Origin of the sequence: Streptomyces sp. NPDC087440, from assembly GCF_044744005.1 — a bacterium.
GTDB lineage: Bacteria > Actinomycetota > Actinomycetes > Streptomycetales > Streptomycetaceae > Streptomyces.
This window is the reverse complement of sequence record NZ_JBIUXN010000021.1, coordinates 40000-57995: the sequence shown is the minus strand read 5'-3', so window position 1 is coordinate 57995 and position 17996 is coordinate 40000. Positions and strand designations below refer to the sequence as shown.

At 72.3% G+C, this 17996-nt stretch carries 16 protein-coding genes; 8 read left to right on the top strand and 8 right to left on the bottom strand.

Translation table 11 applies throughout. The features are described from left to right. Positions 1–12: 12 nt before the first annotated feature. Positions 13–1098 carry an AraC family transcriptional regulator gene (locus ACIO3O_RS32595; RefSeq protein WP_401752183.1) on the bottom strand — a complete coding sequence of 362 codons (1086 nt, stop codon included), beginning with the start codon at positions 1096–1098 and terminating at the stop codon, positions 13–15. A 332-nt stretch (positions 1099–1430) separates the two neighbouring features. Between ACIO3O_RS32595 and ACIO3O_RS32590 the strand changes: the two genes are divergently transcribed. Then, positions 1431–3185: an AMP-dependent synthetase/ligase gene (locus tag ACIO3O_RS32590; protein WP_401752181.1), complete on the top strand. Its 1755-nt coding sequence runs from the start codon at positions 1431–1433 to the stop codon at positions 3183–3185. Between the two features lie 131 nt (positions 3186–3316). Here the strand turns inward: ACIO3O_RS32590 and ACIO3O_RS32585 are convergent, their stop codons facing one another. Then, positions 3317–3520, bottom strand: a complete 204-nt coding sequence (locus tag ACIO3O_RS32585; protein ID WP_037693088.1) for a cold-shock protein — start codon at positions 3518–3520, stop codon at positions 3317–3319. Positions 3521–3881: 361 nt separating this feature from the next. On the opposite strand from ACIO3O_RS32585, the gene ACIO3O_RS32580 reads away from it, so the two are divergent. Continuing rightward, positions 3882–4754: a menaquinone biosynthetic enzyme MqnA/MqnD family protein gene (locus ACIO3O_RS32580; protein ID WP_401752179.1), complete on the top strand. Its 873-nt coding sequence runs from the start codon at positions 3882–3884 to the stop codon at positions 4752–4754. Positions 4755–4770: 16 nt separating this feature from the next. On the opposite strand, the gene ACIO3O_RS32575 is transcribed toward ACIO3O_RS32580, so the two are convergent. Further along, complete coding sequence (locus ACIO3O_RS32575; RefSeq protein WP_401752178.1) at positions 4771–5832, bottom strand: alpha/beta hydrolase; 1062 nt, start codon at positions 5830–5832, stop codon at positions 4771–4773. A 299-nt stretch (positions 5833–6131) separates the two neighbouring features. On the opposite strand from ACIO3O_RS32575, the gene ACIO3O_RS32570 reads away from it, so the two are divergent. Beyond that, complete coding sequence (locus ACIO3O_RS32570) at positions 6132–7784, top strand: serine/threonine-protein kinase (RefSeq protein ID WP_401752176.1); 1653 nt, start codon at positions 6132–6134, stop codon at positions 7782–7784. Between the two features lie 8 nt (positions 7785–7792). On the opposite strand, the gene ACIO3O_RS32565 is transcribed toward ACIO3O_RS32570, so the two are convergent. Both ACIO3O_RS32565 and ACIO3O_RS32560 read right to left on the bottom strand, forming a co-directional pair. Beyond that, positions 7793–8602, bottom strand: coding sequence for a hypothetical protein (locus ACIO3O_RS32565; RefSeq protein WP_401752175.1), 810 nt, complete (start codon positions 8600–8602; stop codon positions 7793–7795). Between the two features lie 157 nt (positions 8603–8759). Next, positions 8760–9647 (bottom strand): hypothetical protein, encoded by an 888-nt coding sequence (locus ACIO3O_RS32560; RefSeq protein ID WP_401752173.1) that lies wholly within the window; start codon positions 9645–9647, stop codon positions 8760–8762. A gap of 228 nt (positions 9648–9875) precedes the next feature. Here ACIO3O_RS32560 and mqnC point away from each other — a divergent pair, with 228 nt between their 5' ends. Both mqnC and ACIO3O_RS32550 read left to right on the top strand, forming a co-directional pair. Then, on the top strand, positions 9876–11072 hold the full coding sequence (gene mqnC / locus ACIO3O_RS32555; RefSeq protein WP_401752171.1) for a cyclic dehypoxanthinyl futalosine synthase: 1197 nt from the start codon (positions 9876–9878) through the stop codon (positions 11070–11072). Positions 11073–11079: 7 nt separating this feature from the next. After that, positions 11080–11625: an imidazolonepropionase-like domain-containing protein gene (locus ACIO3O_RS32550; protein WP_401752169.1), complete on the top strand. Its 546-nt coding sequence runs from the start codon at positions 11080–11082 to the stop codon at positions 11623–11625. Here the strand turns inward: ACIO3O_RS32550 and ACIO3O_RS32545 are convergent. Then, complete coding sequence (locus ACIO3O_RS32545) at positions 11622–12911, bottom strand: DUF4241 domain-containing protein (RefSeq protein WP_401752167.1); 1290 nt, start codon at positions 12909–12911, stop codon at positions 11622–11624. The two genes, ACIO3O_RS32550 and ACIO3O_RS32545, sit on opposite strands and share 4 nt — an antisense overlap. 182 nt (positions 12912–13093) lie before the next feature. On the opposite strand from ACIO3O_RS32545, the gene ACIO3O_RS32540 reads away from it, so the two are divergent. Then, positions 13094–13786, top strand: coding sequence for a demethylmenaquinone methyltransferase (locus tag ACIO3O_RS32540; RefSeq protein WP_401752165.1), 693 nt, complete (start codon positions 13094–13096; stop codon positions 13784–13786). Beyond that, the gene (locus ACIO3O_RS32535; RefSeq protein WP_401752163.1) at positions 13786–14766 is read left to right on the top strand and encodes a glutaminase; all 981 of its coding nucleotides are present in this window, start codon (positions 13786–13788) and stop codon (positions 14764–14766) included. Before ACIO3O_RS32540 ends, ACIO3O_RS32535 begins: the two co-directional genes overlap by 1 nt. Positions 14767–14903: 137 nt before the next feature. On the opposite strand, the gene ACIO3O_RS32530 is transcribed toward ACIO3O_RS32535, so the two are convergent. After that, positions 14904–15455, bottom strand: coding sequence for a GNAT family N-acetyltransferase (locus ACIO3O_RS32530; RefSeq protein WP_401752162.1), 552 nt, complete (start codon positions 15453–15455; stop codon positions 14904–14906). Between the two features lie 105 nt (positions 15456–15560). Between ACIO3O_RS32530 and ACIO3O_RS32525 the strand changes: the two genes are divergently transcribed. After that, positions 15561–16856 carry a geranylgeranyl reductase family protein gene (locus ACIO3O_RS32525; protein ID WP_401752160.1) on the top strand — a complete coding sequence of 432 codons (1296 nt, stop codon included), beginning with the start codon at positions 15561–15563 and terminating at the stop codon, positions 16854–16856. Between the two features lie 487 nt (positions 16857–17343). Here ACIO3O_RS32525 and ACIO3O_RS32520 read toward each other — a convergent pair whose 3' ends face one another. After that, positions 17344–17976, bottom strand: coding sequence for a TetR/AcrR family transcriptional regulator (locus ACIO3O_RS32520; RefSeq protein ID WP_401752158.1), 633 nt, complete (start codon positions 17974–17976; stop codon positions 17344–17346). Positions 17977–17996 lie beyond the last annotated feature (20 nt).

Genomic DNA, 17996 nt, shown 5'->3' with positions numbered 1-17996 from the left:
GAATGCTCAGCTTCACTGACTTGGGGGCGTACCGGTTCGGGGGCCGGTATTCGCGGCGCTCGGCCCCGAACCCGCGCCCGAACCCGCCGCCACCCGGTACGCCCCCGGCGTCGTCCCTGTCCACCGCCGGAACGCCCGGTGGAAGCTGGTGTCCTCCGAGAAGCCCAGCCGCGCCGCCAGTTCCGCGATCGGCTCCCGGCCCTCCGCCAGGCCCGCGATCGCCGCGTCCCGCCGCACCGCGTCCTTGAGCTGCTGGAAGCTGGTGTTCTCGCGGTCCAGGCGCCGGCGCAGCGTCGCCGGGCTCACCGCCAGGCGGGCGGCCGTGTCCGGCAGGGAGGGCAGGCGCGGGGAGGTTCGCAGGGCCTGCGCGAGGGCGCGGCGGACCTGCTCGGCGACCGTCGCGCCGTACTCCCGCCGGGTGAGCAGGTCGAAGGGCGCCCGGTGCAGGAGCGCGTCGAGCGATTCCTCGTCCCGTACGAGCGGGGCCGACAGCCACCGGACGTCGAAGCCCGCCGCCGTCCGCGCCGCCCCGAAGCGGACCGGGCAGCCGAAGAGGCTCCCGTACTCCGCCTCGTGCGGCGGCGGCGGATACCCGAACTCCGCCCAGCGCAGCGGGATGCGGCTGCCGGTCAGCCAGCTGCACAGCCGGTGCCAGATGATCACCATGCACTCGGTGAGGAAGCGGTCCTCGTACCGGTCCTCGTCCGAGCCCAGCCCGTTGTGCACGGTGAAGACCGCCTCGGTGGGGGTGCGGGTGAGGGAGAGGTCCGGGCCGCCGTCGAAGAGGGCGTAGAAGGCGGTGCCGCGTTCCATCGCCCGGCCCAGGTCGGGGCAGCCCAGGGCCGCGTAACACATCATCGCGAAGGTCCCGGGGCGGCTGGGCGCGGCGGACAGGCCCAGGAACTCGTCCTGCGTGGTGCGGTACAACGCCCGGAAGAGGCGGGCGAACTGGACGCTGGTCACGCGGGCGCGGTCGTCGCCCAGCAGCAGCGGCGGGATCTGGGCGGCCTGGAGGAGCGGGACCGTGTCCACCCCGGCGCGCTCGACGCCGCGCAGCACGGCCCGCACGTGGTGCACGCTGATCGTCTGCTTGCCCATGTGGGGGACCGTAGCGTCTGTGAGCGCACGGGTCAGCCGGGGTGACGTTTCGCGTCATCTCCCGTGCGGGAACGGCTCCTTACCGTCGGGTCATGACGGATACGGGTGACACCACCGCGACAGGTCCGAGCCCCGCGACAGGCCCGAGCCCCGAGAGGGTGCCCAGCCCCGCGACAGGCCCGAGCCCCGCGACGGGGCCCAGCCCCGCGACGGACCAGAACCCGGCCACGGGTCCGGGCCTCGGGACGGGTCCGGGCCTCGCGGCGGGTTCGGGCCCCGCGGCGGGGCAGATCCCCGCGACGGGTCCGGGGCCGGCGACGGGGCAGATCCCCGTGCCAGGTCCGAGCCCCGCGCCAGGGCCCAGCCCCGCGCCAGGGCCCAGCCCCGCGCAGCGGCCGCGTCCCGCGGCGCTGGCCGGGTTCACCGAGTGGGCGGGGGAGCGGTACGGGGACCTGCCCGCCCTGCGGGCGAAGGGGGTCGGTCCGGTCTCGTACGCCCGATTCCGGGACCGGGTACGGGACATCGGCCGCGGCCTGATCGCGGCCGGGGTGGCGCCGGGCGACCGGGTCGGCATCCTCGGTGAGACCTGCATCGACTGGACGTACGCCCACTTCGCCGTGCTCGCGGTGGGCGGCGTCGTCGTCCCGGTCTACCCCACGGCCGGCGACGACGAGGTCGCCTGGGTGCTGGGCGACTCGGGCACCTCCCTCGTCCTGTGCGAGAGCGCCGGGCAGGCGAAACGGGTGGGGGCGACGGCGACCCTGCTGTTCGGGGAGCTGGCGGGGCTGCCCGCCGCCGGGGCCGGGCTCGGGGACTTCCTCGCCCGGACGGACGCCGTCCGCCCCGAGGACCTCGCCTCGCTCGTCTACACCTCCGGGACCACCGGGCCGCCCAAGGGGTGCCGCCTCACCCACGGCAACTTCGGGGCGGTCCTCGACGGCGGGGCCGAGATGATCGAGGGCGGGCCGGGGGACGTCACGTACCTCTATCTGCCGCTCGCGCACCTGCTCGCCCAGCTCATCCAGTTCAACACCCTCATGTTCGGCGGGGAGTTGTGCTATTTCGGGGGGCGCGTCGAGGACGTCGTCGCGGAGCTTGCCGAGGTCAGGCCCACGCACCTGCCCTCCGTGCCCCGGCTCTTCGAGAAGGTGCACGCGATCGTGCTGGGGCTGGCCGAGGCGCAGGAGGGCGGGAAGGAGCGGTTCGAGGAGGCCGTCCGGGTCGGGGTGCTCGCGGCGGAGGGAAGGCTTCCGGAAGAGGACCGGGCGGTGTGGGAGGCCGCCGAGGAGTCGCTGTACGGGCTCGTGCGCGCCGCCTTCGGAGGGCGCGTGCGGTGGGCGCTCACCGGGGCCGCCCCGATCCCCCCGCAGACCCTCGACTTCCTGCGGGCCTGCGGGATTCCGGTGTACGAGGGGTACGGGATGACCGAGTCGGGCGGGGTCATCTCCCTCAACCGGCCGGGCGCGGTGCGGTACGGCTCCGTGGGGCGCGCGTACCCCGGCTGCGAGATCCGCATCGCGGAGGAGGACGGCGAGGTGCTGGCCCGGGGCGGCATGGTCTTCCCCGGCTACTACGGCAACGACACCGCCACCCGCGAGACCCTCGACGACGAGGGCTGGCTGCACACCGGCGACCTGGGGGCGCTCGACGCGGACGGCTACCTCACCATCACCGGCCGCAAGAAGGACCTGGTCATCACGTCCTCGGGGAAGAACCTCACGCCCTCCCTCGCCGAGCACGCCATCCAGCGGTCCCGGTACGTCTCGTACGCCGTCATGGCCGGGGACCGCCGCCCGCACCCCGTCGCGCTGATCACCCTGGAGGCGGAGGAGATCGCCGCCTGGGCGGCCCGGGAGGGGCACGATCCGGGGGAGCGTCCCGGCCGCCATCCCGCCGTACGGGAACTGGTCCGCGAGGCCGTGGAGGCGGCCAACGCCGGGCTGTCCCGGCCGGCCCGCATCCGGGCCTTCGCCGTCCTCGACGAGGACCTCAGCATCGCGGACGGCACGCTCACGCCCACCCTGAAAGTGCGGCGGAAGGCCGTTCTGGAGCGTTATGCGGCGGAAATCGAAGAACTCTACCGGTAAACACGTCCGGTGAAAACGTACACAGCGCGGGCAAAGGCAGGAGCCCCGTTCCGATTACTCGGAACGGGGCTCCTTGGGTACTGCGTTCAACGACCGCGATCGGTCGTTTCCCAGTCCTGGAGTCCGAAGACTTAGGCGGGGGAGACGTTCTCCGCCTGCGGGCCCTTCGGGCCCTGCGTGACGTCGAAGTTCACGACCTGGTTCTCCTCAAGCGAGCGGAAACCAGACGCGTTGATCGCGGAGTAGTGGACGAAGACATCCGGGCCGCCGCCGTCCTGGGCGATGAAGCCGAAGCCCTTTTCAGCGTTGAACCACTTGACGGTTCCGGTAGCCATAAGCCCTCCCATGGGCCAAAGGGTTGCCCTGCTCCAGAACCTGCAAGGAAGTCTGAAAACAAAAGCCTGCGGGTTACATGTCCGCAGGCTCTGTACTGCAAGGGAAACCAAACTGCAACTTGCGGGCGAGCCTAGCACGCACCTTTGGGCAAGCGGTAGAGGGAAAGATCACGTCACTCGGATGTTTGACACGGGCGTGTCGGCTGACGCCGGACGGGCCGTGAGAGGCCGTCCGGAGCGCGCCCGGACGAGACGCGAGGGGCTGTCCGCAGCGCGCCCGAAGGCACCGCGAGAGGCCCCGCGGGGCGCGCCCGGACCCCCCGGAGGGGCCCGGTGGACGCCGCGGGTCTAGCCTCGCGATGTGGACAATTCAACCGCTGGCGAGCTGACGCCGAACCGCACCCGGCCCCGCGTCGGCCACATCCAGTTCCTGAACTGCGTACCCCTCTACTGGGGCCTCGCGCGCACCGGGAGCCTGCTGGACTTCGAGCTGACCAAGGACACCCCCGAGCGGCTCAGCGAACAGCTCATCCGCGGTGACCTCGACATCGGTCCCGTCACCCTCGTGGAGTTCCTGAAGAACGCCGACGACCTGGTGGCCTTCCCCGACCTCGCGGTGGGCTGCGACGGGCCCGTCATGTCCTGCGTGATCGTCTCCAAGGTGCCGCTGGCCGAGCTGGACAAGGCGCGGGTCGCCCTCGGATCGACCTCGCGCACCTCCGTGCGCCTGGCCCAGCTGCTCCTCGCCGAGCAGTACGGGGTCGAGCCCGACTACTACACCTGCCCGCCGGACCTGGGCCTGATGATGCGCGAGGCGGACGCCGCCGTGCTGATCGGCGACGCCGCGCTGCGGGCGTCCCTGCACGACGCGCCCCGGCTCGGACTCCAGGTCCACGACCTGGGGCAGATGTGGAAGGAGTGGACGGGGCTGCCGTTCGTCTTCGCCGTGTGGGCCGCCCGCAAGGACTACCTGGCCCGCGAGCCGTACCACGTGCAGAAGTCGCACGAGGCCTTCCTCGCCTCCCGCGACCTCTCCCTCGCCGAGGTCGACCAGGTCGCCGAACAGGCCGCCCGCTGGGAGGACTTCGACGCCGCGCTGCTGGAGACGTACTTCACCACGCTCGACTTCCGCTTCGGCGCCGAGCAGATCGCGGGCGTCCGCGAATTCGCGCGCCGCACCGGGGAGACCACCGGGTACCCGACGGACGTACACGTGACCCTGCTGGGGGAGTGACCCCCCCGGCAGGGGTTCACGGGGTGGGGACGGGCGCCTTCAGGTGCGAGCTCAGCCAGCCGAGGCTGCCCGACTCCATGCCCTTGATGTACGTCGCCGGATTGTGGACGCCGTCCGGGACCACCTGGAGGCGGGTCTTGATCGGGCCCTTGCCGTAGTCGTGCATGAAGCGCTCCACGCGCGGAATCAGCTTCTCCTTGGAGCCGACCTGGAACGCCAGGTAGACCTTCGGGGCGTCCGGGCGCTTGATCAGGTCGGCGGCCAGCTGCCGGGGATTGTTCGCCAGCTTCTCCTGCGGGTGGCCCTTCCACATCGGGGAGTCCGGCACGATGTCCGGGCCCGAGGAGATCGCCGCCTTGAACCGCTCCGGGTACTTCAGCACCGACTTCAGCGCGATGAATCCGCCGGACGACGACCCCATGAACGCCCAGCCGTCCCGCGAGCGGAATGTGCGGAAATTCGCCTTGACGAAATCGGGGACGTCCTGCGTGATCCAGGTGCCCATTTTCGGCCGCCCCGGAATGTCGCTGCCGTCGTAGTACTTCTTCTCCGGATTCTGCACGGGCATCACGACGATGAACGGCAGGCTCTGCCCCCGCTGGGACATGTCGGCGACCGTCTCCAGGAAGTGCTTCTTCTCCAGCGACCAGTAATTGTTGTCGTAGCCGTACGAACCGGGAAGCGCGATCAGCACCGGGAAGCCGCTCTCCGCGTACTTCGGGTCGAAGTACTGCTTCGGGGCCCACACCCACACCTTGCCGGTGAACCCGGACTTCGTCCCGGTCAGGGTCGTCTGGGCCACCTTCGTGCCGTCGTCCAGGGTGCGGAAGACGGAGAAGTCGGAGCGCGGGCCGCGCGGCAGCAGGGTGTCGGCGCCGCCCTTGGACGCCGCCTGCTGGAGGTCACTGCGCTGGATCGAGCCGCCGTTGTCCTCGGCCGCGTTGAAGTCGTACGGCGTGCCCTCGTCCGAGCAGCCGGACACCGAGAGGGTCAGGACGGACCCGAGCAGCGCTGCGGCTATCAGGCGACGGGACGGCGTGCTCGACAGGCGGCGCGACGTGCTCGACAGGCGATTCATGCGGGGGCTCCGGGCGGGTGGGGGCGAGGACGTGCGGGCGGGGGCCGGTGCGGGCGGCCCGTCCCCGTACGGGGGTCGCCGTACAGGTCTCTCCGTACGAGTGTCTCCGTACGGGGGTCTCCGTACGGACGGTGGACACGCGGTGTGCATGTTCCGTGCGGTTTCCGTACAAGGAGATGCGTTCCGGCGGACATCGGTTCGCCCGCTGTCCGATGTGTCCCAGTGATCCCGCACACGTCGCCCTACTGTGGGGGCAGGGTTCACGGCGGGTTCACGAGGTCTCGGGGGAGAACATCACCATGCAGCCGCTGGAAGCGGGCGAACCGCAGAATATCGGTGCCTACCGACTGCTCGGGCGACTGGGGTCCGGCGGCATGGGCCGGGTCTACCTCGGGCGCAACGCCGGGGGCCGCACCGTCGCGGTCAAGATCGTGCACCCGCACTTCGCGCAGGACGAGGAGTTCAGGGCCCGCTTCCGGCGCGAGGTGGAGGCCGCGCGCCGGGTCGGCGGGGCGTGGACCGCGCCGGTCCTGGACGCGGACGCGGAGGCTCCGGTGCCGTGGGTGGCCACGGGTTACGTGGCGGGCCCCTCGTTGACGCAGGCGGTCGCCGCGCACGGTCCGCTGCCGGATTCCTCGGTACGGGTCCTGGGCGCGGGCCTCGCGGAGGCGCTGACGGCGGTGCACGGTCTCGGCCTCGTCCACCGGGACGTGAAGCCGTCCAACGTGCTGCTCACCCTGGACGGGCCCCGGCTGATCGACTTCGGGATCGCGCGGGCCACGGACGCGACCGCGTCACTGACGTCGACGGGGGTCTCGGTCGGGTCCCCCGGCTACATGTCGCCGGAACAGATCCTCGGGAAGGGCGTGACCCCGGCCGCCGACGTCTTCTCGCTCGGGGCGGTGCTGGCCTTCGCGGCGACCGGGGTGTCCCCCTTCCCCGGCGACTCGGCGGCCTCGCTCCTCTACAAGGTCGTGCACGAGGAACCCGAACTGGACGGGCTGGACGGGCAGGTGCGGGACCTGGTGCTGGCCTGCCTCGCCAAGAGCGCCGGCGACCGGCCCGCCCCGCAGGAGATCGGCGCACGGCTCCTTCCCGGCGGGGCGGCAGCGGCGGTGGCGGTGGGGTGGCTGCCGGGGGAGCTGGTCGTCGAGGCGGGGCGCAGTGCGGTGCGGCTGCTGGAGCTGGAGGCGGCATCGGGGCCGGTGCCGTTCACGCACGGGGCGGTGAGTGGGGGCGCGGGCGGAGGCGGCGGGGCGCCGGTGCTGGGGGAGTTCGGGCCGCCGCCCGTGTCGTACGGGAACAACAGCGGGGTGCCCGGCCCGCCCGCGAAGAAGCCCGTGGTTCCGGCGCAGCGGCCCGGGCTCTCGGTGTCCGTCGCCACCGAGACCTCGGCGCCGGGTGCGCCGGACGGGCGGGGCAGGCGGCGCAGCTGCACGCTGGTGCTCGCGGTCGCCGGGGCACTGGCCGCGGTGACGCTGGGCATCGCCTTCCTGCCGGGGCTGCTGGGCGACCGCGACAAGACCGGCGACTCGGGTAGCGGCAGCGCCCAGCCGCCCGGGGCGCACTCCTCGGCGCCCCAGGTGCCGGGCGGCGGGGTGCCCGACAGCTTCCTCGGCACCTGGACCGGCAGCCTCACCGAGGCCACCACCAACCAGCCGCACGGCACGATCACCCTCGTGATCACCCGGGGCTCCACGGGCAAGGACGTGCTGAAGTCCTCGTACGACCTCATGGGCGTCCAGTGCTTCGGCATCGGCAAGCTGGAGTCGGCGACGGCGGACAAGGTCGTCGTGGTCGACCGCACCGACCCGGCGCGCCCCTCCACCCCGCTGCTGTGTTCCGGCGAGTCCAGCCAACTGGTCCTCACCCGCAACCCGGACGGCACGCTCCAGTACACGTCGCCGTCCGCGCAGCAGGGGAAGCCGTACGGGACGCTGAGGAAGCAGTAGGGCTGCGCTCAGTGCCGGGTCTTGGGCTTGCTGGGCTTGGACTTGCTGCCGCTGCTTCCGCTGCCGGATTTCTTCGGCGGTGTGTGCTTGTTCTGCCCGGCGGACGGCTTCTTCGTGTTCTTGGCCTTCGGGAGCTTCGCGGGCTTAGTCGTACGGCACTCCGCCGTCGCCCGTTCCTTCACCTCGACCTGCTGGGCCACCCAGCCCTGCGGCAGGGCGGGGGAGGGGCGCAGGAGGACGGTGTACAGCGCGAAGTTGTCCGCGTTCGCCTGCGGGGCCGGGCGGAGCTTGCCGGTCTTCTTCACCTTGCTGACGGACTTCGACCGGTCGTGGCAGAAGGTGACCCGGACGGACTGCGCGTCCTGGCCGGGGGCGGTGGTGGCGTTGTAGTAGCGGTTCGTCCCGGAGGTGACCCAGCCGCCCTTGAGCTCCTGTTCGATCCGGCCCTTGCCGAAGGCGGTCGCGCCCGCACGCGAGTAGAAGCGGTACGCCGGGTCGTTGGCATCCTGTGCCTCGACGCCGTGCCAGATCGCCTGGACGAACCGCGAGGTGTCGGCGAGGGCGGCACCCTGCCGGGGGTCCTCGGGCCGTACGAAGTCGAACGTCACCCGGTGCTCGCCACTCAGCCCGATCTCGGGCCGCTTCGGCCCGGACGCGGGCGCAGCGGGGGCCGGGGAACCCTTCGCCGACCCCTTCGCGGGCGGCGCGTCCGCCTTCTTGCTGTCGCCCTTCTCCCCGCCCCCACCCCCGCACGCGCTCAGCAGTACGGCGGCGGCCACGACGGACGCGGCGACGGCGGATATCGAACGGCGGTTCACGTGTCACTCCGAGGTGTCGTGCGGTCCGGGCGGGGGCGATGGGCGGATACGGCTGTGCCGCTTTGAGGAGGATGGGGCAACGGCAGTGCCAGGGGAAGTGATGTGAGGAAGGGAACTCGTCCCCCCGGCCGTCCCCCGGCCGCCCCAGCCGCCCCCCTCAGTCGATCAGCTTCCGCAGCTCGGGGGACAGCTCCGGCACCTGCGCCCCCGCCCGCTGTGCCGCCGCCACCTCCGCCACGTACGACCGCGCCGCCTCACGCAGTGCCCGGTGCCGGTTGCCCTGTCGGTGGCCCGCCACCCAGGCCCACACGCCCAGCAGCACGAGGACCGTCGCGAGGGCGTAACCGGCGGGTTCGTGCTCCTCGTAGGCCCAGTAGCCCGCGATCCCGGCCGCGATCACCAGCCCGAAGCCCACCTCGTCGTGCCAGCCGCCCTGCTGCCCGAGCGACTCGTACCGGCTGACGTCGTACGGCTTCTGCGGTACGGGAGGGACGGGCGCGCCGGCCACCGGAACGGCCGTGCGGGGGAGGACCGGCAGCGGGCGGGTCTCCTTCCCGGTGGTGGAGTCCCGGCCCACCAGCCACGCCGGGGCGGCGGGAATCAGCAGCCCGTGGGCCGTCGCGGTCGCCAACACCCGCCGGTAGCCGACCAGTTCGGGATGGTCCAGGCGGCGGACCGCCCTGCGGTGCGACTGGACGGTGAGGACCACGCCGAGGGCGAGGAGGACGAGCCCCGGGACGATGTGCACGGCCAGGGTGCGCGGGCTCCACCCCGAGGCGGGGACGCCGAGGGACCACAGCGTCGCGAACGGCAGACAGACCGCGACCAGCAGCGCGATGCCGCCGACCCATGCCCGGGGACTGTGCCGGAGCCGCCGAACGTCCTCCTCGTGCCGGGCGAGGAGACTCCGTACCGCTTCGTCGTCGGTGTAGTCCACGCCGTACCGGCCGGAGAGGAGCCGGACGTCGGCATACAGGGGCGGTGCGTCACGTATGGTCCCGCCCGCGAGGGGGAGGGCGGGCGCGGTGGCGCGATGCGAGGACATGGGGCCGGCTCCTGGGGCAGCTGGTGTGTCCGGGGAGCGTACGGCAGCCGCAGATGGGTACAGCCCCGCGCCCCTAAAGGGGCGCCCGCGCGGTGGAGCCGCAGATGGGTGTGGTCCCCCGCGGGCCCCGACGCAGCGGGCCCGCCCCGGGGAGGCCAGGCCCCTGGCGTACGCTGGATCGGTCTTGACGTACGACCCCCGCACCCCCTCTGGGAAGGAACCGCCCCGGTGACCGAGAAGGCCGACCTCCAGTCTGTCCTTGACCGTGCCGCCGAGGGTGGCCGCATCACCCCCGAGGAAGCCCTCGACCTGTACCGGGACGCGCCCCTGCACGCGCTGGGCCAGGCTGCCGACGCCGTGCGCCGCCGCCGCTACGCCGGCACCGAGCACATCGCGACGTACATCATCGAGCGCAACATCAACTACACGAACTCGTGCGTCACCGCGTGCAAGTTCTGCGCCTTCTTCGCCGCGCCGAAGAGCGAGAACGTCTGGACCCGGGACCTCGACGACATCCTGCGCCGCTGCGCGGAGACCGTCGAACTGGGCGGCACCCAGATCATGTTCCAGGGCGGCCACCACCCCGACTACGGCGTCGAGTACTACGAAGAGCACTTCGCCGCGATCAAGAAGGCGTACCCGCAGCTCGTCATCCACTCCCTCGGCGCCTCCGAGATCGAGCACATGGCGCGGATCAGCAAGGTCAGCACCAAGGAAGCGATCCAGCGGATTCACGCCGCCGGGCTCGACTCCTTCGCGGGCGCGGGTGCCGAGCTGCTCCCCGCCCGGCCGCGCAAGGCCATCGCTCCGCTCAAGGAGTCCGGTGAGCGGTGGTTGGAGATCATGGAGGAGGCGCACGGCCTCGGCGTCGAGTCGACGTCCACCATGCTCATGGGCACGGGTGAGACGAACGCCGAGCGCATCGAGCACCTGCGCATGATCCGCGACGTACAGGACCGGACCGGGGGCTTCCGCGCCTTCATCCCGTACACCTACCAGCCGCAGAACAACGCGCTGAAGGGGCGGACGCAGGCCACTCTGTTCGAGTACCTGCGGATGATCGCGATCGCGCGGATCTTCCTCGACAACGTCGCGCACATCCAGGGCTCCTGGCTGACCACCGGCAAGGAGGTCGGCCAGCTCTCCCTGCACTACGGCGCCGACGACCTCGGCTCGATCATGCTGGAGGAGAACGTCGTCTCGTCGGCGGGGGCCAAGCACCGCTCCAACCGGATGGAGATCATCGACCTCATCCGCAAGGCGGGGCGGGTCCCGGCGCAGCGCGCGACGACGTACGAGCACCTGGTCGTGCACACCGACCCGGCGAACGACCCGGTCGACGACCACGTCGTCTCGCACCTCTCCTCCACGGCCATCGAGGGCGGCACGGCCCACCCCGAGCTGAAGCTCCTCGCCTCCAACTGACGCGCCGGTGCTGACGATTCACCGGGTGCGCAGCATCCGGGAAGCCGATGGAGTGAGCGGAGATGCGGTCGTCGTGGACGGCGACCGCATCCGGGACGTGGGTACGTACGAGGAGCTGGTTGCTCAGGCCGGGCCCGGGGCCCGGACCAGGGAGTGGGACGGCCATCTCACCCCCGGCCGCTTCGAGCCCGACGCCGTCTCCCTCCTCCAGGCCCACTACTGGCCCGACCCCCGCGAGGCCGACACCCTCGGCACCGAGCCCCTGTCCGGGCACGCCCTGCGCGACCTGGACCTGAGCGACACCCGCTGGGGCCACAGCGCCCGGCGCGGCGTGCAGCGGCTGCTGGCGCACGGCACGACCGCCGTCGCGGGCCCGTTCACCCATCCCGCGGTACGGGTCGCGGTCGAGCGTTCCCCGGTACGTGTCCTGCACGCCCCGCGCCCCCACCCGCTGACCCCCTCCTCCGCCGCCGACTTCGCCGTCTACGCGGAACCGGAGGGCGTCTGCCTGGTCACGGTCATCGCCGGGCGCATGGTGTTCCGCCGGGCCTAGCCTGTCGCGCGTGCCCTTCGGGGCTTCTTCGGGCGGGCCACCGTCAGCTCCGGCAGCACGTACGGCTTCACCACCACGGACACCGGCTCGCCCGCCGCGTCCCGGCCCAGCCACACCGTGTACCCGCCGTCGCCGCCGGTCAGGAAGTACAGCAGGCCGCCCCCGGTGGCCGGGTCGACGGCGAGCAGGCAACCGTCGCCCTGACGCACCGCCTCCGGCGGCTCCCCGCCCGCCGCCTCCCGGAACCGCGGGGCCAGCACCGGCCACGCGGCCGCGTCCGCGAAGCTGCCCGACGCCGTGTCGGTCCCGAACCCGTACCCCTCGCCCTCCCGCACCATCCGCAGGTCCTCCCCGGGCGCCAGTCCCATCTCCCAGCTCACCACCGGCCCCTCGCCGACCCGCAGCCGGTAGGCGGTCACCTCCTCCGCCACCACGTGCTCGCCCATGAAGTCGTACGCGAAGCGCGCCCGCGCACTGTCGACGGGGTGGGTGCCGGGCGGCACCCGCACGGTCAGTTCCCGGGGCGGTTGGCCGCCGGACGCGGGGCAGTCCACGACGAGACGCCCGCTGGGCAGGTGCAGCGTGCCGACGGGGCGCACGTCCACAGCGGTCAGCGGCTCGTGCCCGGGAGCCGTCAGAGGGGTTCCGGGCGCGAAGAGCGCGTCCAGGGCGCCGGGGCGCAGCGGCTGCGGCGCCGTCCACAGCTCGACGCGCCCGGCGGCCTGCGCCTCGGGCCCCTGTGCCTCGGGCTCCCGTGCCTCGGGCTCCTCCACGGTCCGGAAGGCGAGCGGACCGAGCCCCTCCCGCTCCGGCCCGAACAGCGGCCACGCCCCGAACTCCGGTCGCGGCTCCCAGCGTTCCTCCTCGGGGACGTCCGGGAGGGTGTGGAGGCTGCCCCCGTCCCCGTTGCGTATCCAGACCGCCTGCCCGTCCGGGGTGATCTCCCGTACGTGGTGCAGGCGCGCCGCGAACTCGGCGGCCTCCTCGTCCCCGTACTCCCAGCTCTGCCCGTACCTCCGCAGCAGCCGCCCCGGGTCGTCCAGCAGCCGCAGGTCCGTCTCCGCCACGCGGCGGCCCTGCTCGTCGTACGCCCACGAGCCGAGGTAGTGCTCGCGCCAGGACACGTACAGCACCTCCAGCGGTACTCGGCGGCCCGGCAGTCGGAAGATCACCGCGTACGGGTCCCCGGCGGCGTCCCGTGCCCGCGCCCCGTCCCGCGACAGCCGTGCTCCGGCCGCCCGGACCCCCGCCAGGTCCCAGCCCTCCGCGTACGACACCTCGATCATGACCCTGCCCCCGTCGGCATCCCGGATCGCACCGACGTTCGATGCGTCCGTGCATTCCTTTGTACCCGTGGGGTCTGACAGTGCCGCCGGAGCCCCGCGTCGCCCGACCCGGCCCGAGCCCCGTGCCGCCCGAGCCCCGTGCCGCCCGAGCCCCCTTCGTCCCCTACCGGCACAATGGGCACGTGACCCGAGCATCCCTGGACAAGCAGCCGCACGAAGTCGCGTCGATGTTCGACGGAGTGGCGGCGAACTACGACCTGACCAACACCGTCCTGTCCCTGGGCCAGGACCGCGCCTGGCGCAAGGAAGTGACCCGGGCCGTCGACCCCGGGCCCGGCAAGCGCGTCCTCGACCTCGCGGCTGGTACCGCCACCTCCTCCCTCCCCTTCGCCGCCACCGGTGCGTACGTCGTGCCGTGCGACTTCTCGATCGGGATGCTGAGGGAGGGGAAGCGGAAGCACGCGCACCTGCCGTTCACCGCCGGTGACGCCACCAGGCTGCCGTTCCAGGACGAGTCCTTCGACGCCGTCACCATCTCCTTCGGGCTGCGCAACGTCGTCGACACCGACGCCGCGCTCAAGGAGATGTTCCGGGTGACGAAGAAGGGCGGCCGGGTGGTGATCTGCGAGTTCTCCGACCCGACCTGGGCGCCGTTCCGGACCGTCTACAACGAGTACCTGATGCGGGCGCTGCCGCCGGTCGCGCGCGCCGTCTCCTCCAACCCGGACGCGTACGTCTACCTCGCCGAGTCCATCCGCGCCTGGCCCGACCAGGCCGGGCTCGCCGCGAAGCTCCAGCAGGCCGGCTGGTCGCAGGTCGCCTGGCGCAACCTGACCGGCGGCGTCGTGGCGCTGCACCGGGGCGTACGGGTCTGATGCGCCCCGCACAGGGCCCCACGGAGTCGGAGTACGGCCCCGAGTCCGAGCTGGAGCAGCCCGTCGACTTCGACTTCCGGGGCATCCTGCGGCAGATCGAGACGGACGTCCGGCCGCAGGTCGGTCAGGGGCAGGTCGCCGCGTACATCCCGGCCCTGTCCTGCGTCGACCCGAACCGCTTCGGCATGGCCGTCGCCGACCTCGACGGCAAGGTGTACGGGGTGGGGGACTGGCAGCAGCCGTTCTCCACCCAGTCCATCACCAAGGTCTTCGCGCTGGCCCTCGCGCTCGCCCAGGGCGGTGACGGCCTGTGGGAGAAGGTCGGGCGGGAGCCCTCCGGCAACCCCTTCAACTCGCTCGTGCAGTTGGAGTACGAGAACGGGATTCCGCGCAATCCCTTCATCAACGCCGGTGCGCTGGTCGTGACCGACCGGCTCCAGACCCTCACCGGTGACGCGAGCAGTGAACTGCTGGAGTTCGTACGGCAGGAGAGCGGGAATCCCGACGTCACCTTCGACCCGGAGGTCGCCGCCTCCGAGTCCGACAACGGGGACCGCAACGCGGCGCTGGCCCACTTCATGGCCTCGTACGGGAACATCGCGAACCCGATTCCGGCCCTCCTCGACCACTACTTCTGGCAGTGCTCGATCGAGATGAACTGCGCCGACCTCGCGCTCGCCACCCGCTTCCTGGCCCGCCACGGACTGCGCGCCGACGGCAGCCGACTGCTGCCGCGCCGCCTCGCCAAGCAGATCAACGCGGTGATGATGACCTGCGGGACGTACGACGCGGCGGGCGAGTTCGCGTACCGGGTCGGGCTGCCCGGCAAGAGCGGGGTGGGCGGCGGGATCGTCGCCGTCGTGCCCGGCGTGTGCACGGTGTGCGTGTGGAGCCCGGGGCTCGACCCGCAGGGGAACTCGGTGGCGGGCATAGCGGCGCTGGACCGGTTCACGTCGTTGACGGGGCTTTCGGTCTTCTAGTCGTTGCGTCGTTCCGTCGTTCTGTCGTCCGTCGTTGCTGTGTGCCGTGGCCGGCAGCTGAGTTGCCCGTGGCCGTCCCCGGCCCCCCCACCGGCCGCACCCGGTGCGAAGGGGCCGGGGCGGCCCGCAGCGGCGTCCTACAGCGACAGGCGGAAGCAGCGGCCCCGCCGCTCCGGCTCCGCACCCGCCGCCGGGACCGTGAACGACTCGGCCGCCCGCATCCCCAGCTTCTCCGCCACCGCGATCGACCTCGCGTTGCGCGCGTCCACCACCGCCACCACCTCCGGCACCCCCGCCGCCCGCACCCGCGCCAGGGTCTCCTGCGCGGCGGCGGCGACGTAACCCCGGCCCCAGAACTCCCGGCCCAGCCGCCAGCCGATCTCGATCTCGCCGACCGGCCCGTAGTGCGTGTGCGGCCACGGCTGCGCGCCCGTGAAGCCGATCACCCGGTCGTCCTCGTCCAGCAGCGTCCACAGGCAGTAGCCCAGTTCCGCGTCGTGCTTGCGCTGGCGGGCCGTCAGCTCCTCGTACACCGAGACCCCCTTCGGCTTCCCGCCGAAGAACTCCATGACCTCCCGGTTCTTGAACGCGTCGTACCAGGCGTACGCGTCCTCCTCGACCGGCACCCGCAGGCGCACGGTCGGCAGGGGGCGGGACAGTTCGGAGGCCACGGATGGCGTGAGGGTCATGAGGGCAGCCCTTCAGATGATGGAGGAGTACGCCCCCATAGACTGCCCGTAGCCGTGTGCCGTCAAGGCACAACATCGACATCGAGTCTTACGGGAGACCCCGCCGTGACCGAGCCCGCGACCTCGACCCCCTCCGAACACACCGCAGATGTGATCGTCGTCGGGGCCGGACCCGCCGGCTCCGCCACCGCGTACTACCTGGCCAAGTCGGGCCTGGACGTGCTGCTCCTGGAAAAGACCGCGTTCCCGCGCGAGAAGGTCTGCGGCGACGGACTCACCCCCCGCGCCACCAAGCAGCTCGTGTCGATGGGCATCGACATCTCCGAAGAGGCCGGGTGGCTGCGCAACAAGGGGCTCCGGATCATCGGCGGCGGTCAGCGGCTCCAGCTCGACTGGCCCGAGCTGGCCTCGTACCCGGACTACGGACTCGTCCGCAAGCGGGACGACTTCGACGAGCAGCTCGCCCGGCAGGCCCAGAAGGCGGGCGCCCGGCTGTACGAGCGGTGCAACGTCGGCGCTCCGATCCTCGACAAGCGCACCGGGCGGATCACCGGCGTCGAGGCGAAGCTCGGCGAGGAGAAGCTGCCCGTCACCTTCCACGCCCCGCTGGTCGTCGCCGCCGACGGCAACTCCACCCGGCTGTCCCTGGCGATGGGCCTGCACCGGCGCGAGGACCGCCCGATGGGCGTCGCCGTACGGACGTACTTCACCTCGCCCCGCCACGACGACGACTACCTGGAGTCCTGGCTGGAGCTGTGGGACCGGCGCGGGCCGCAGGACCGTCTCCTCCCCGGTTACGGGTGGATCTTCGGCATGGGCGACGGCACGTCCAACGTCGGCCTCGGCATCCTTAACTCCAGCAAGGCCTTCAAGGAGCTGGACTGGCGCGAGGTGCTCAAGGCATGGTGCGCGTCCATGCCCGAGGAGTGGGGATACACCCCCGAGAACATGACCACTCCCATCCGGGGCGCCGCCCTCCCCATGGCCTTCAACCGCCAGCCCCACTACACCAAGGGGCTGCTGCTCGTCGGCGACGCGGGCGGCATGGTCAACCCGTTCAACGGGGAAGGCATCGCGTACGCCATGGAGTCCGGGCAGATCGCCTCCGAGGTCATCGTCCAGGCCCACGCCCGGGCCACCCCCGCTCAGCGCGAGATGGCGCTCGCCCGCTATCCCCAGGTCCTGAAGGACACGTACGGCGGCTACTACACGATGGGCCGCGCCTTCGTGAAGCTCATCGGCAACCCGAAGATCATGAAGCTGGCGACGGAGCGGGGGCTGACCCACCCCGTCCTCATGCGCTTCACGCTGAAGATGCTGGCCAACCTCACCGATCCCACGGGGGGTGACGCCATGGACCGCATCATCAACGGCCTCGCGAAGGTGGCCCCCAACTCCTGAGCCCGTGGGGGTGGTTGAGGGCCCTTTGACGACGCGGGCTCACGCCCGCCTCGCCCTCCTCCAGCCCTCTTGGACACCGGGGCCCCTTCCCCGTAGCCCCCTTGGGCGTCGGGGCCGCCCTCCCTCTCTTCCCCCAGCCCCCTTGGCGCCGGGGCCGCCCTCCCTCTCCTCCTCCCAGCCCCCTTGGGCGGCGGGGCCGCCCCCCGGGGGCGGGACGGGCGGGCAAGGGGGCGGCCCCTCCCGCTCCCGGCCCAGCCCGGGTGCCGCCACTGGCCCAGCACCTGCGCCGGACGCGCGTCCAAAGAAGCCCTGGCCCGCCCCCGTACCGGACATGCGGCCCCGCCCGGCTCGGGCAGAGAGGCCCCGGACCCGCCCCTTTCCCTAAAGCGCTCGCCGCGCGGCGATTGCACGGTTCCGTGCAGATCCGTCGTGGTTGCTCGCGCAGTTCCCCGCGCCCCTGAAGGGGCGCCCGTGCCCGGGGGGATGGTCAGCTCGCCGCCTCGATGAGTTGGTGGAGCGCCGTGCGGAAGACCTCGTGGTCGGTGAGCACCGGCAGGATCTCGCCCACGTGCCCCGTCAGCGCGGGAAACTCCGCCGGGTCCAGCGCGGCCAGCGCCGCCCTCGTGCGGGCCGCGTTCTCCTGCGGAGCCCGGTGGTCCACGAAGGTCGCACAGCCCAGGGTCAGCAGATACATCCGGCGGTACGTCGCCATCGCCTGCGCCGCCGACAGCCCCCGCGCCAGGTGCGCGGCCAGCTCCGGCTCCGTGAGCCGCGCCAGCAACTGCGGGCCCAGCCACGGCCGCGCCCCGCGCAGCGCCACCAGCCCGGGGTGCGCCACCAGGAGTTCGTACAGCGCCCGGAAGCGGATCTCGCTGGCCCGCGCCCACTCCGTGCCCGGCGCGACCGACGGGATTCCGGCCGCCAGATGGTCCGTACAGAGGTCGAGCAGTCCGGCGAGGTCGGTGCAGCGGCGCTGCACGGTCGCGTGCGAGATGCCCAGGCGGTCCGCGAGCGTGCGGAAGCTGAGGGCCTGCGGGCCGTCCCGGTCGACGATCGACAGGGCGGTCTCCGCGATGAGTTCGGGGGTCGCGCGGTCCAGGGAAGGTGATTGCCTCGGCATGGGATACACCGTACGGTACG